The sequence below is a fragment of the Antarctobacter sp. genome, assembly GCF_034670325.1.
Classification (GTDB): Bacteria; Pseudomonadota; Alphaproteobacteria; order Rhodobacterales; family Rhodobacteraceae; genus Antarctobacter.
Genome location: NZ_JAXMNR010000001.1, coordinates 711911 through 724579, shown reverse-complemented (window position 1 = coordinate 724579; position 12669 = coordinate 711911). Strand labels below are relative to the sequence as shown.

At 59.9% G+C, this 12669-nt stretch carries 19 protein-coding genes; 4 read left to right on the top strand and 15 right to left on the bottom strand.

The window, feature by feature from the left end:
• The first annotated feature begins 17 nt into the window (after window positions 1-17).
• Genes VOI21_RS03510 through VOI21_RS03500 form a run of 3 tightly spaced genes read left to right on the top strand, consistent with a single transcriptional unit; the run spans window position 18 to window position 2287 of the window.
• Entirely contained in the window at window positions 18-764 is a 747-nt protein-coding gene (locus VOI21_RS03510; RefSeq protein WP_323767738.1) for a flagellar biosynthetic protein FliR, read from the top strand.
• Between the two features lie 6 nt (window positions 765-770).
• Window positions 771-1859, top strand: a complete 1089-nt coding sequence (locus VOI21_RS03505) for a flagellar type III secretion system protein FlhB (protein WP_323767736.1) — start codon at window positions 771-773, stop codon at window positions 1857-1859.
• Window positions 1856-2287, top strand: coding sequence for a hypothetical protein (locus tag VOI21_RS03500; RefSeq protein ID WP_323767734.1), 432 nt, complete (start codon window positions 1856-1858; stop codon window positions 2285-2287). Before VOI21_RS03505 ends, VOI21_RS03500 begins: the two co-directional genes overlap by 4 nt.
• A 63-nt stretch (window positions 2288-2350) precedes the next feature.
• Here the strand turns inward: VOI21_RS03500 and VOI21_RS03495 are convergent, their stop codons facing one another.
• Genes VOI21_RS03495 through VOI21_RS03455 form a run of 9 tightly spaced genes read right to left on the bottom strand, consistent with a single transcriptional unit; the run spans window position 2351 to window position 6925 of the window.
• Window positions 2351-2875, bottom strand: a complete 525-nt coding sequence (locus VOI21_RS03495) for a flagellar basal body-associated FliL family protein (protein WP_323767732.1) — start codon at window positions 2873-2875, stop codon at window positions 2351-2353.
• A gap of 9 nt (window positions 2876-2884) precedes the next feature.
• Window positions 2885-3613: a flagellar basal body L-ring protein FlgH gene (flgH, locus tag VOI21_RS03490; RefSeq protein ID WP_323767730.1), complete on the bottom strand. Its 729-nt coding sequence runs from the start codon at window positions 3611-3613 to the stop codon at window positions 2885-2887.
• An 8-nt stretch (window positions 3614-3621) separates the two neighbouring features.
• Window positions 3622-4035 carry a flagellar basal body P-ring formation chaperone FlgA gene (flgA, locus tag VOI21_RS03485; protein WP_323767728.1) on the bottom strand — a complete coding sequence of 138 codons (414 nt, stop codon included), beginning with the start codon at window positions 4033-4035 and terminating at the stop codon, window positions 3622-3624.
• On the bottom strand, window positions 4035-4820 hold the full coding sequence (flgG, locus tag VOI21_RS03480) for a flagellar basal-body rod protein FlgG (protein ID WP_323767726.1): 786 nt from the start codon (window positions 4818-4820) through the stop codon (window positions 4035-4037). The genes flgA and flgG overlap by 1 nt, the downstream gene beginning before the upstream one ends.
• Window positions 4821-4830: 10 nt before the next feature.
• On the bottom strand, window positions 4831-5544 hold the full coding sequence (locus VOI21_RS03475; RefSeq protein ID WP_323767724.1) for a flagellar hook-basal body complex protein: 714 nt from the start codon (window positions 5542-5544) through the stop codon (window positions 4831-4833).
• A 1-nt stretch (window position 5545) separates the two neighbouring features.
• Window positions 5546-5815: a flagellar biosynthetic protein FliQ gene (locus tag VOI21_RS03470; RefSeq protein WP_323767722.1), complete on the bottom strand. Its 270-nt coding sequence runs from the start codon at window positions 5813-5815 to the stop codon at window positions 5546-5548.
• Between the two features lie 4 nt (window positions 5816-5819).
• Window positions 5820-6113, bottom strand: coding sequence for a flagellar hook-basal body complex protein FliE (fliE, locus tag VOI21_RS03465; RefSeq protein ID WP_089276489.1), 294 nt, complete (start codon window positions 6111-6113; stop codon window positions 5820-5822).
• A gap of 32 nt (window positions 6114-6145) precedes the next feature.
• Window positions 6146-6535, bottom strand: coding sequence for a flagellar basal body rod protein FlgC (gene flgC, locus VOI21_RS03460; protein ID WP_323767720.1), 390 nt, complete (start codon window positions 6533-6535; stop codon window positions 6146-6148).
• 12 nt (window positions 6536-6547) lie between these two features.
• Window positions 6548-6925, bottom strand: coding sequence for a FlgB family protein (locus VOI21_RS03455; protein WP_323767718.1), 378 nt, complete (start codon window positions 6923-6925; stop codon window positions 6548-6550).
• A gap of 84 nt (window positions 6926-7009) precedes the next feature.
• Between VOI21_RS03455 and VOI21_RS03450 the strand changes: the two genes are divergently transcribed.
• Window positions 7010-8377 carry a FliI/YscN family ATPase gene (locus VOI21_RS03450; protein ID WP_323767716.1) on the top strand — a complete coding sequence of 456 codons (1368 nt, stop codon included), beginning with the start codon at window positions 7010-7012 and terminating at the stop codon, window positions 8375-8377.
• Window positions 8378-8396: 19 nt separating this feature from the next.
• Here the strand turns inward: VOI21_RS03450 and VOI21_RS03445 are convergent, their stop codons facing one another.
• The 6 genes from VOI21_RS03445 to VOI21_RS03420 all read right to left on the bottom strand — a co-directional run bounded on the left by VOI21_RS03445 (window position 8397) and on the right by VOI21_RS03420 (window position 12615).
• Window positions 8397-9605 carry a DUF1217 domain-containing protein gene (locus tag VOI21_RS03445; protein ID WP_323767714.1) on the bottom strand — a complete coding sequence of 403 codons (1209 nt, stop codon included), beginning with the start codon at window positions 9603-9605 and terminating at the stop codon, window positions 8397-8399.
• A gap of 9 nt (window positions 9606-9614) precedes the next feature.
• Entirely contained in the window at window positions 9615-10028 is a 414-nt protein-coding gene (flbT, locus tag VOI21_RS03440; RefSeq protein ID WP_323767712.1) for a flagellar biosynthesis repressor FlbT, read from the bottom strand.
• Window positions 10025-10402: a flagellar biosynthesis regulator FlaF gene (flaF, locus tag VOI21_RS03435; RefSeq protein WP_323767710.1), complete on the bottom strand. Its 378-nt coding sequence runs from the start codon at window positions 10400-10402 to the stop codon at window positions 10025-10027. Before flaF ends, flbT begins: the two co-directional genes overlap by 4 nt.
• A 74-nt stretch (window positions 10403-10476) precedes the next feature.
• Entirely contained in the window at window positions 10477-11805 is a 1329-nt protein-coding gene (locus VOI21_RS03430) for a flagellin (protein WP_323767708.1), read from the bottom strand.
• A gap of 200 nt (window positions 11806-12005) precedes the next feature.
• Window positions 12006-12353, bottom strand: a complete 348-nt coding sequence (locus VOI21_RS03425; protein WP_323767706.1) for a flagellar protein FlgN — start codon at window positions 12351-12353, stop codon at window positions 12006-12008.
• A complete protein-coding gene (locus tag VOI21_RS03420; protein WP_323767704.1) occupies window positions 12346-12615 on the bottom strand; it encodes a rod-binding protein in 270 nt (89 codons plus the stop codon). Before VOI21_RS03420 ends, VOI21_RS03425 begins: the two co-directional genes overlap by 8 nt.
• Window positions 12616-12669 lie beyond the last annotated feature (54 nt).

The window sequence follows — 12669 nt, the reverse complement described above, 5'->3', positions numbered from 1 at the left end:
TCGCGATGGAGCCCTTGATGGGCCTCCTTTCGGGGAGCCTCTGGGCGTCGCTGGTGGTTTTTCTCCGGGTTGCAGCAACTCTGGCAGCGCTTCCCGGGTTGGGTGAACAGGTCATATCGGTCCGTGTGCGCCTTGTAATTGCAATCATGTTGACGGTGATCGTTACACCGGCCGTTGCGCCGGGGTTCGATTTGCCGGAACCGAGCCTTGGCGCGTTCCTCATGGTGCTGGCCACGGAAACGCTTTGCGGTCTGTTCCTTGGGATCATGCTGCGGCTTTTTATCATCGCGATCCAGACGGCCGGGGCAATGGCCGCGCAATCGACGTCGCTGTCGCAGCTGCTGGGGGCGTCGGGTCTGGATCCACTGCCGGCAATCGGCCACATCCTGACCACGGCCGCTCTGGCGCTGTTGATGGCAACGGGGTTTCACGTAAAGGCCGCCGCATTTCTGGTCTTGTCCTATGACATCCTGCCCGCGATGCAGTTTCCCAATCCGGCGGACGTGGCCGATGCCGGTCGCCAGCGCGTGGGACAGAGTTTTGCGCTGGCGTTCACGCTTGCCGCGCCCTTTGTCCTGATGTCGGTGATCTACAACCTTACGTTGGGCGTCATCAACAAGGCTATGCCGCAACTTATGGTGGCCTTTGTGGGTGCCCCGGTAATTACGTTTGGCGCGATTGCCCTCTTGCTGGTCTCAGCCCCGATCCTGCTGTCAGCGTGGCTGCATGCATTCGACGGCTTTCTTGCCGCGCCCTTCCGGTAGGCCGCCATGTCGCAACAGGACGACTCCGCCGAAAAGAGTCACGAACCATCTGAACGAAAGCTCGATCAGGCGCGCAAGAAGGGTGAAATTCCGCGCGCGCCAGACATCCTGACGGCAATGGCCTACCTTGGTCTTCTCACCTGCATGGTGGCGCTGGGCGGCCCAAGCCTAGCGCGGTTCGCGGAGTCGCTTTTGCCGCTCATCGAACAGCCTGATCGGCTGGAGTCCCTGTTTTTCGCGGAGGGCGCAACAGCTGCGTCGGGATCGGTGATCGGGGCGGTGTTGACGCCCGCGCTGCCTTTTCTTGCGGCACCAGGTGTGTTTGTCCTTCTGACGCTTTTTGCCACCCGTGGACTGCTGTTTACCGGGTCGAAGCTTGCGCCAAAGGTGTCGCGCATCAACCCGATCGAGAACGCCAAGAACAAGTTTGGGCGCCGAGGGCTGTTTGAATTCTTCAAGAGCTTCGTCAAACTCAGCGTCTATTCGATCTTACTCGCGGTTTTCCTGCGGGGCCAACGGGACGTGATCATCGGCGCAGTCATGGGCACACCGGGCGAAGTTGTCCTGAGCATGACCAGCCTCATTCAGCAATTCCTGTTCATCGTGGTGCTGATCGCAATTGTGATCGGCGGGATCGATCTGTTCTGGCAACGGGCAGAGCACACGCGCAAGAACCGGATGACGCAAAAGGAATTGCGCGACGAGATGAAAGAATCCGAAGGCGATCCACATCTCAAGCAACACCGCCGGATGAGGGCGCAGGAACTGGCGCTCAACCAGATGATGGCGGAGGTCCCAAAAGCCGACGTGATCATCGTCAACCCAACGCATTTCGCGGTTGCTCTGACGTGGAGCCGAATGGGCGGCTCGGCCCCGGTCTGCGTTGCCAAAGGGCAGGACGCGGTTGCGGCGCGCATTCGCGAGGCGGCGAAAGAAGCCGGAGTGCCGATCCATTCCGATCCGCCGACGGCTCGGGCGCTGTATGCCACGACAGAAATCGGCGCGGAAATTGCACCTGATCACTATCGGCCAGTTGCGGCGGCAATCCGTTTTGCTGACCGCATGCGGGCCAAGGCAAAGGAGAGCCGCTGGTGAAGACGAAATATGATGACCTGACCGAGGCGACAGAGCTTTTATTGGAAAGAGACCTAGAGGCGCATCGCCGAAATCTTGCGGAAAGCAGTCGGCTGGCGGTCGAACTGGCCCAGATCGACGGATTGCGGCAGGCGGCGCAATCGGATCACGGATCTATAAATGCGCGCCAATTGCTGGGCGCAGATACGTTGTGGCAGGGCTGGCTCGCGACAAGGCGGGCAGAGATCCTGAGACATAGCGCAATGGCCAGAGCGCAGGAGGCCGACAGTCAAGCGCGCGCCAGAACAGCCTTTTCTCGTGTCGAAGCCGCTAGAAACCTAGCGCGGGAGGAGGTGGAGAGCCGCCGCAAACGTCAGTTCAAGGCTGAGGCGGATGCCATCGACGCGCTTGGCATTCTGCGTGAAGGGCGCAATCAGGGGCTCATTTAACCGTGAAAACCGAAAAGGCCACCCGAATGGGTGGCCTTTAAGCGCTTAACAAAGATGGCGTGGTCAGGCAGCGTCCTGCCGGGCGATTTCGGTGATTAGAACATCCTTCACATCAGAGCCCAAGACCGATCGAGCGGCATCCAGCAAGGCGGAGCGCAGGATTTCCATTCGCTCGCCAGACGTAAAAGAGCCTTCGAAACCACCGATGTTGGCATGGTCGAACAGGACCTGAAGAAAGACATCCCGTAGTTTCGGCTCTCGCGCGTAGACAGCTTGGGTTGTCCCGCTGCTGACTTCCAGACTTATGCCCGCGACGACCAAGGCCTCGACTCGTTTCGCACCCATGATGGGGATAACGAATTGATTGTTGATCTTGACGTATTCATTGTCGGTACCGCCGTGCGGATCATCTGCCTTGTGGGGATCATCTGCCACATGAGGATCGTCTGACTTGACCACCTCATGATCGTCGCCGTGATCGGCGACTTCGGGGGCTTCTCCTTTGGCGGGCATCAGGAATAGCCCGGCACCGACACCGGCACCGGTGCCGATCAGAGCCAGCACTAATGGGAGCAGTTTCTTGAGCATGGACCCACCTCAGAAGGGCAGAATCGCGTCCAGCACCTGCTGGCCGACTCTGGGTTGCTGCATGTCGCTGATCTGTCCGCGGCCGCCATAGGAAATACGGGCCGATGCGATCTTGTCGTAGGTGATCTCATTCTGGCGGGAGATATCCTCTGGCCGGACGTAGCCGGAAACCAACAGTTCACGCAGTTCAAAGTTCACCCTGACCTCCTGACTGCCCTTGATGGCCAGCACGCCATTCGGCAGCACGTCGATCACCGTGGCCGCGACCCGCAAGGTCAGACTTTCACTGCGCCGCACCGACCCATCGCCGCTGGCATCGCTGGACGATTTGATCGACACCGCGTCATCAAGGCTTGCCCCGTCCGTGATGCCTTGGTTGATCCGTTGCGGAATACCGAAAAGCGCAGGAATGCCGAGGCTTTCCGACCCAGAGCGTGATCGGGATGTCTGGTTCTTGATTTCAGCACTTTCGTCGATCTCGATCACGACCGTCATGATGTCACCGCGCCTGACGGCGCGCCGGTCGCCAAGCAGAGAGGTCTTTCCGCCGCTCCAGAGTGAGGCTCGATCGGTCCCGCGTTTGGATGCGGCCCCCGGTGGTAATCCCGATGCGATCATGGCGACCCGCTCGGGGCTGCTGGTGCCGGGCGTGAAGTCAGGTTCTTTGCCGATGTGATCGATCCGCGCACAGGCACCTGCGGCCAGGGTCAGCCCGATCAGGCCAAGTCGTCGCAACATGTCAGTCCTCACTTGTTCACCAGAATGCTGCCGTCGGGAGAAATCGTCCCGAACAGCACGGTGCGCGAATCGACGTTCATCACGCGAATCCGCTCACCAACCGCACCACGGCCCAGCGCCCGCCCCTCGGCTTTGATGCGCAGGCCGGCGTGGGCATAGACCAGCTCGACCGCCTGATTTCGGTCAACCAGAGCGGGTTGACCCACGGCACCGCGCATCACTGCACGCCCGGGGTAAATGGCTACGCGCGCCTCTTGCCCGACAACGGCGTCGAGCCTGGCAAACGCGCCGGTCACCTGCGCCGGGTCCAGTCGTACGGCATCCGCCGTGATGACCTGCTGTGGGCGGATGGTCTGCGTGGCGACCACCGTTTCCGCCGTCGCCACTGCGGGGAGAAGGGCAAAGAGGGCCAGCCAACGCATCAGCGAACCTGCGCCGTGGCGCCCATCATCTGGTCGGCGGCGGAAATCACCTTGGAGTTCAGCTCATAGCCGCGCTGCGCCTCGATCAGGTCGGTGATTTCCTTGACCGCGTCCACCGAACTGTCCTCAAGATAGCCCTGTCGCACGGTGCCAAGACCGTCTTGCCCGGGTGTCGTCTGGAGCGCGGGGCCAGAGGCCTCTGTCTCGACAAACAGGTTGGAGCCGATCGCCTCCAGCCCTTTGGGGTTGGTGAACCCGGACAAAGTGAACTGGCCCAGAAGCTGGCCTTCGGGATCGTTCTGGAAATAGGCGTACACCTCACCGTCTGCATTGATCGAAATGCTGCGAGCATCGTCGGGAATGACGATCTCCGGTGAGACGGGAAACCCTTCGGACGTGACAATCAACCCTTCACCCGTCCGTTTGAGCGCCCCGTCGCGGGTGTATCCCAACTGACCGGAGGGCAACGTCACCTCCAGATACCCGTTCCCCTCGATGGCAAGATCCAGATCGCCGCCGGTGGCCGACAAAGCCCCCTGTTGCAGCTGCATGGACACGGCCGCGGGACGAACGCCAAGGCCCAATTGGACTCCGGTTGGCAGAACCGTCCCGTCCGCCGCGCTGACAGACCCGGCGCGGGCGAGTTGTTGATAGTGCAGATCGGCGAATTCCGCCCGACGGGCGTTGTAGCCCGTCGTGCTCATGTTCGAGAGGTTGTTCGAGATGACTTCGACCCGCATTTGCTGGGCACTCATCCCGGTGGCGGCGATTTTGAGGGCGCGCATGTGACGGCTCCTATTTGATGAAGGCTTTCAGAGCGCTGCGGATGCGTTCATCCTCTCGCTCCATGAAACTTTGACCCAGTTCGTAGGCGCGCTGCACCTCGACCATACGGGCCACTTGAAGGATCGGATCGACGTTTGACGCTTCGACAAAGCCCTGCATGACGCGCGGCTCTTCGACGGGTTCGAAACCGGCGTCGCTGCGGAACATCTGACCGCCCTCGCGGATCATCCCCAGCGGTTCCAGCGGGCGCACGACGCCAACCCGTCCGATTGGCCGACCCTCGGTGCTGATCGTGCCATCACGCGCAATCGCAAGACCAACGGCCTGCGGCGGCACAAAGAGCGGCGCGCCGCTTTCGTCCAGGACCGGGTGCCCGTCTGACGTGACCAGCGTTCCGTCAGCGCTGGACGAAAACGCCCCGGCGCGGGTCAGGCGCTGCCCGTTTCCGGTTTCCACCAGAAAAAAGCCGTCTCCCTCGATTGCAAGGTCATACAGACCGCCGGTCTGCTCCAAGGTTCCCTGCTTGAAAGAGGTCGAACCGATGCGTCCGGCGGCCATTGCGACGGCAGCCATGCCATCGCCCTCGGCCACGAATTCGGAAAAGATCACGCCCTCTTGCCGATAGCCGGTGGTGTTGGCGTTGGCGATGTTGTTGGCGATCACCTGCATTTCACGCATCAGGCTCGATTGGCGAGAGAGGGCGGTATAGCCGGCAGTTTCCATGTCAGCCTCCGGTGATGAGGGGAATGATTTGCCCTTGGAAGAACTCCACGAGCGTTCGGGTCATAAAGCTCATCGACATCCAGAAGACGGCGACAATGGCGAGCAGCTTGGGCACAAAGGTCAGCGTCATCTCCTGAATGGAGGTGAGCGCCTGAAACAGGCCGACGCCGACCCCCATGACCAGTGCGGCGGACAGGATCGGCACAGAGGTCACCGTGGCGATCCACAACCCCATGCGCAGCGTGTCGAAGAAGATGACTTCTGTCAGCATGGCGTCAGACCGGCATCCTGAGGATTTCCTGATAGGCCTCGACAACCTTGTCACGCACGGCGACCACGGTTTCGACTGCCAGTTCAGACTGGGCAAGCGCCTCAACCAAAGCGTGGGGATCGGCGTCGCTGGTCATGGCGGTTTTGGCCGTCTCTTCGGCTTGCCGCAACTGGTCGACGAATTCCTCCGTGATGCGGGTGAAATCCTTTTCCAGCGGCACGGCCTGCTCCGGCTCGGGCTGCATGGCGGGGCGAGAGGCCGCGTATTTCTGCGCGGCAAATAGAGAACGGACGTCCATTCTGGTCTCCTATCACTATGAATTTCAGGGGGTTAACGACGCAACAGATCCATCAGGCTGGTCGACATCTGGCGCGTTTGGTCAAACATCTTGAGATTGGCTTCATAGGATCGCTGCGCCTCGCGGGCGTCGGCAATCTCGATGATCAAATCGACGTTGGACCCTAGGTAGTTGCCGGTTTCATCGGCAAGCGGGTGCGCAGGATCGTGGATCACTTCAAGATCAGAACGGTCTAGCGTGACATCGCCCGCCCTGACACCGGTCACGTCCGACGCGGTAGGCGATGCCTCGAATGGTATGGTTTTGCGCCGATAACCGGGTGTGTCGACGTTGGCGATATTCTCGGACAAAAGGCGCAGGCGCGCGGCCTGGGCCTGAAGGCCCGTGGTGGTCACGTTCAACGCGTTGGAAAAATCACTCATTGGGCTGTTCCTTTAGCCACGGCCAAGACTGGCGCGCAGAATGCTGAGGTTGCTGCGGTAAATCGCCAGCGCACGGTCGTGCTGGCGCTTGGCGTCCACCGCGGTGACCATCTCTTGTTCCAGTGAAACGGTGTTTCCGTTCGGATCGAGCGCGTCGCGGCGTTCCGATAGATCGACCGTACGGCCGTTGCTGCCGTTGAGATGCGTGTCGCGCGATGCCCGTTGACCCATCATCGAGTCGCGCAGGGTGTCCTGAAACTTCGGCATTTCGCGGGCCCGGTAACCGGGTGTATCCGCGTTTGCGATATTCTGGCTGCTGAAAGCCTGCTGCATGCCTGCATGCCGCGCCATGGCCATCGCCGTTCTGAAGACGTCCAAATTTTGGAACATCGGGGCTTCTCCCTCGATTGCTTAAATCAAGGCTTAACGCTGATTCCTTTAGATATGGTTTGCGAGGAATGAACGGAGCGTACGATGGATGACGACATTACCGGCCTCAGGGCGCGGATTTCGCAGATGCAGCCGGTGCGGGCCGTCGGGCGCGTGCAATCGGTGGATGGCACCATCATCTGGGTGCGGGGACTGGCGGAACACGCCTGTATTGGCGACAGGTTGCGCCTGATGCACGGCAGCAACGTTCTCGGCGGTGAGGTGCTGAGGATCCGTGATGATCTGGTTGCGATGCTTCCGGACGAGGTGCCGGATGGTGTTTCCAAGGGGGACCGCGTTGCGGTGCTTGGGCCGCCGACGCTGGCACCGTGCGACAGTTGGATTGGACGCGTGGTCGATGCTTACGGCCGTCCACTTGATGGCGCGCCGATCGGTCCGGGCAAACACAGGCGCCCGTTCCGGGCCAGCCCTCCGCCAGCCGCTGCCCGGCGACGTCTGGGTGCCCGTCTGGACACGGGTTTGGCGGTCTTTGACACTCTGCTGCCGATTGTTCAGGGGCAGCGCGTTGGGCTGTTTGCCGGGTCCGGGGTTGGTAAATCACGACTTCTAGCGCAACTCGCGCAAGGAATGACGGCCGATGTGGTTGTTCTGGCGCTGGTTGGCGAGCGCGGGCGCGAGGTGCTGGAATTCGTGACCTCTGTTCTGGGTCCAGAGGGCATGGCCCGCAGCGTCGTCGTCGCGGCCACCTCTGACCGCTCCCCGTTAGAGCGGCGCCGTTGTCCTCTGGCGGCGATGACCATTGCCGAACATTTTCGGGATCAGGGCAAACACGTGCTCTACCTCGCTGATTCTATTACACGATTTGCCGAGGCACATCGTGAGGTGGCCATTGCCTCTGGCGAATTGCCGGCATTGCGTGGTCACCCGCCGTCGGTTGCGCACCAGATCATGCGACTTGCCGAGCGGGCGGGACCGGGACTGCAAGGGACGGGTGACATCACGGCGGTCTTTAGTGTCCTTGTCGCAGGCTCCGATATGGACGAGCCGGTGGCTGATATCTTGCGCGGGGTACTGGACGGACATGTGGTGTTGGACCGACAGATTGCCGAACGGGGCAGATTTCCGGCAATCGACCTTCTGCGTTCCGTCTCGCGGAGCCTGCCAGAGGCTGCAAGCGACCATGAGAATGACCTGATCCAAAAGGTGCGCAGCCTGTTGGGTGCATACGCGCGGTCAGAGACGATGGTGCGTGCAGGATTATACCGCGAAGGAGAAGATCCGCTGCTGGATCAGGTAATGAAGGTCTGGCCCGATCTCGATGGTTTTCTGGCTGAACGTTCGCTGAATGGTGCGGCAGACGCGTTTCAAAAGCTGGAACTTATCCTGCGGCGTAGCGCTGTGGCACCTGCCCGCCGTCCGCCGCCGGGTCGACCCGTTTCCCGGGCGCGTTAAACGCCCTGGGGGCGCTGGGTCAGAACCGCTGGATATTGATCGAGGATAGGAGTGTGAGCGCAATCTGGCTAGACCCGGTACCGGCGGATTGCGAAACCTGCGATTGCAGAAGGTAGCTGTGGATCACTTTGTTCAAGACTTCACTGTCTTCAAGATCCGCGAATTCGGTGATGCCAAAACGGCTTTCCGCCTTTTCTGTCAGCATTTCCAATTGCTTGTCGAGATCGATTTGGCTGAATCCGGCGGGAAGCCCCAGCGCGGTCTGAAAGACGTCGCGCATCATCGTGTCGCCCAGAACACTGTACCATTTGGTGTTGTTGGACGACGACAGCCCCGCCAGCCCCGGTGCCGCGCGCTGAAAGCTGAGCGCGTTCCCGATCGCTGGATTGACATTGCTCACAGCCTCTTCGAAAAGTTGCCATTGGTGACTGTCGATGATGTCACTTGCAAAATCCTCAGCCTGAAGGACGGTTGATGGCTCGGTATCGAATCCAAAAGCCCGCGACATAGCGGCAAGGCCTTTTTCGCCCAGAACATTGGCCAGCGCGCCCGGTCCTTCGCCTCCGTCTACCAACGCTTGTTTCAGAAGCGCCGGGCTATTGATCCATTTTTCTGCACCGAAGGCCCCCAGCGCAACTTTCACCAAGTCGGTATCTGCCAGAAAATCATCGACCGACGTCACCGAGGTAATGTTTTCTTCGAAATAGGCCTTGGTCGTCTCCAGAACCAGCAGCGTTTGCTCTTCCAGAGCGGCAGCTGCATCCGGGTCGTTTACGTATTCCGGCTGTGCCAGAAGAGAGTCGAGATCAGCGCGCACCTTGGTGTCGTAGGCGGCTGTAATGTCGTCGGAAAATCCCTCTTTTAGAAAAGGGTAGTCGACCTTTTCGGAGAAATCGAAAGCATTGGCCAGCGCCACATAACGGCCGTCACTCAGCTTGTTCGCAAGGGCCGTGTCGTCATCTGTCCCCTCTTCAAGCACGCGCTTTATCAGGTAAGTGCTGTCGACCTGGTCAGACAGGCCAAAGGCGGACAGGGCGACACCAAGCAATCGGCGATCCTTAACCAGTTCTTCGCCTGACGTGATACTGCCGATCTTTTCGGCAAAGTAGTCAGTGTCCCGTGCAATTTCGGAACTGGAATTGAAGGCTGTGCGCTGGGTGGTCAGCGTGGATTGAAGCACTTGCCAACCGACCAGGCCCGTCCCTGGAATCATCGGAGTGATGGCCATCACGAGTTCCTATTGTTGCGGTGTTGATCCAGCGGCCAACAGCCTGTCCTCACGCGGGATCAGTGCGCGCAAGGCTTTGAGACATTGATAGAACTGCTCAGTGAGAAGCGCGTCTGTCGCCTGGGTCAGTAGACGTCGACTGTCTGCATCGACCAGGATTTGGCTCAACTCTTCTATCTGCGGGAGCAGTTGGCCGCGCGCTTCCTCGGCGCTGGCGTCTCCGGTCAGAATCAATTGCGCATGAAAGCACAATCTCCGGACCGGTGTCTTTGCTTCACCGGGATGGATGGCATCCCGCAGGCGCAGGACGTTTGCGTTGGGTGTCACGATTGACAGGCGGCTGCGGCGATCACCGTTTTCGATTACGGCGCCATTGATCAACACGCGTTCGCGTGGCCCGAGTTTAAGGACTAGTCCGCTCATTTCTGTTTGCTCCTGCCGCTCAATCCTTTCAGGATCGCGGCGTTGATTTCCAGAAGCGGTCTGACACGCCCCTTTTTCGTCAAGACCTTTGAAGTCTGGTGTTGAACGAATTCGGCGAGATAGAAAATCTGCGCCCGCAATTCGGCCGGCAAAGCATTCTCTTTGTCCGCCACGTCCACTGCCAGTGCTGTCCAAAGACGTTGATTATCGGAAAGCGCTTCGACCAGTTTGGGATATGCCCGTGGTCCGGATTCGGCAGCCGCCTTGATCCGATGTGTGACCCGGGCAATCAGTTCATATTCAGTGCCGCGGGGGGTCTGGGTCGAGCGGGCATTTTGGGCATACGCCCGGTGCGCAAGTGTCTGTGCGTTCACGTCAGAACCTTCTGGTTGTGAGGATCAGGAATTGAAATCCGAGGGCCGGTCGCCCGGCCCCCGGTTGTCCGTTTTTACCGGAACAGCGACAGCAGCGACTGCGGTGCCTGGTTGGCGATCGACAGTGCCTGAACACCCAGCTGTTGCTGGACCTGAAGCGCCTGCAGACGAGCCGAAGCTTCTTCCATGTCGGCATCGACCAAAGTGCCGATCCCTGACTTGAGGGCATCGGTCAGGCTGGTGACAAACTCCGTCTGGGTTTCGATCCGGCCTTGGGCCGAACCGAACGACGCTGCCGAATCGATGGCCGTTTGGATCAGGCCCTCAATTTCGTTCAACGCGCTGTCGACACCGGCTTGGGTGGTCACATCAACGCTCGAAAGCGCTTCGAGGCGGCCACCGATTGTGGTGTCGGCCACAGCATAGCTGCGCACCTGGACAGAGAAGTTGTCACCGGTGTTGTTTGCGCCAGTGAAATCAAGCTGGTTGGCGCTGGTGCCGTTGACGGATGCCGCGATGCCCAAACCATCGGTGATGTCCGAATTGTCCGCGACATACTTGTTGAAGGCATCAGCAAGGCCTTGGGTCACGTCCGCTTCGGTATCACCGTCGCGCGCGATATAGGTGATCTCCTGCGCGCCGGCTGTTGCGGTGGTGTTAAAGGTGGCAAGGCCAGCCGCACCCGCCGTGATTTCAATCGAAAAACCGGTACCTGCGGCGACGGTTGCCGTGCCCGCACCTGCGGTCTGGCCGATGACTGCCAAGGTGGTCGGCTGGGTCGCGTTGCCTGTCAGGGCGACAGCTGCGGTGTTGGCCGCACCGGACGCCGCGTCTGAGCCAACGGCAACAGCCGCCGCCGACGCTACGTCAATCGAACCGACCGACGTTCCTAGGTCTTGTTTCCCAACCGTAATGTCAGAGGCGGTCACACCGCTGCCTGAACGGTCAAGCGAAGCAAGAATGTTGATGCTGCCCGACCCAGCCGCGGTATCGGTGTTGGACAGCAGGTTAAGTCCGTTGAACTGGGCCGCGCCCACCACGGCGGAAATCTGGTCGCGCAGAGCGTCAATGTCAGTCTGGATCTTGGCGCGGTCGACGTTTTCTTCTTGAGCGGCGACGATCTTGCCTTTGATGTCGGTCAACAGCTCGGTTGTGGTTTCTGCGGCCTGGCGTGCCACGGAAACGGTCGACTGGCCCAGATTGAGGCTGTCGGTGATTCCCTTGAAGCCTTTGACATCGGCTTCCATGACCTTGGAGATCGCCCAGACGGCAGAGTTGTCTTTGGCATTTGCCACACTCTTGCCGGTCGAGATTTCCTTTTGCGTGTCACCGAGGCTGGAGTTGATGGATTTGAGAGTCTGCAGCGCCACCATGGCGCCGTTGTTCGTCAGGATGCTAGACATAGATTGTCCTTGCTTTCAAAAGGCGCTTTTGCGCCGGTTGCATTTGCCGCGTACGGCATCTCTGACGTCTTTCTGACGTATGCAGCCCGAGCTCTTTGCTGGTCTGCGCCACCTGTTGTGGTGCGTCGCCAACTTGGCCTTTCAATCCTAACGGAGCCCTAACACCCCCCCTGCCTATCCTGTCGATTTTTTACAAATTCTCAGGCTCTGCGTTCGAGTCGCTTTGACGCGGGCGCATCGATGGTTTGTCGTTTGCCATGCGCGTCGTAGGTGTCGGTCGCGCGGCGCGCCCGGTTCAGATCGCCAATTCGGGCAGCAACATTGCGAATCCCGGCCATGGCCTGATCGAAAAGTTCTTGGTTGCGACGTAGTCCGTCGCGCAGTGGGGCGACATCGCTGGCGGTCAATGGTCGTTCGGCAAGGACATCTGCAAGCGCTTGCTTTTCCTCCATTAAGTCGGAAAGTCGGTCAAAATCGCCGTTGAGGAGGGCGGTGCGCTCGGCGTCAAGCAGAGTCTTGAGGCGCTTGGTTACGGGTTGTTCAGTCATTAATGCGCTCCTTCAGGGCATGAAACAGGGACTCAGCAAGGCCGATTCCACCGCCTTCGGTCATCTGTCGGGCCTGTTCCAGCCGCATAAAGGAGGCGAACTGGTTTTCGCCCTCACCACCGCCAAAACCCTCTGGCGTTTCACCAACTTTGGCGGACTTTAGCATTTCCGCGAGAAAGTTTGCCTCTAACTCGCGGGCGGCTTCGCGCAGGGCGCGGTCTTGCTGCGGAATTGATCCGGGTTGCGTCGGGGAAATTTCCATCTGCTTTGTCTCCAATTCGACTCGCTCCGTCCGATTAGGCCCGATCACGGTAAA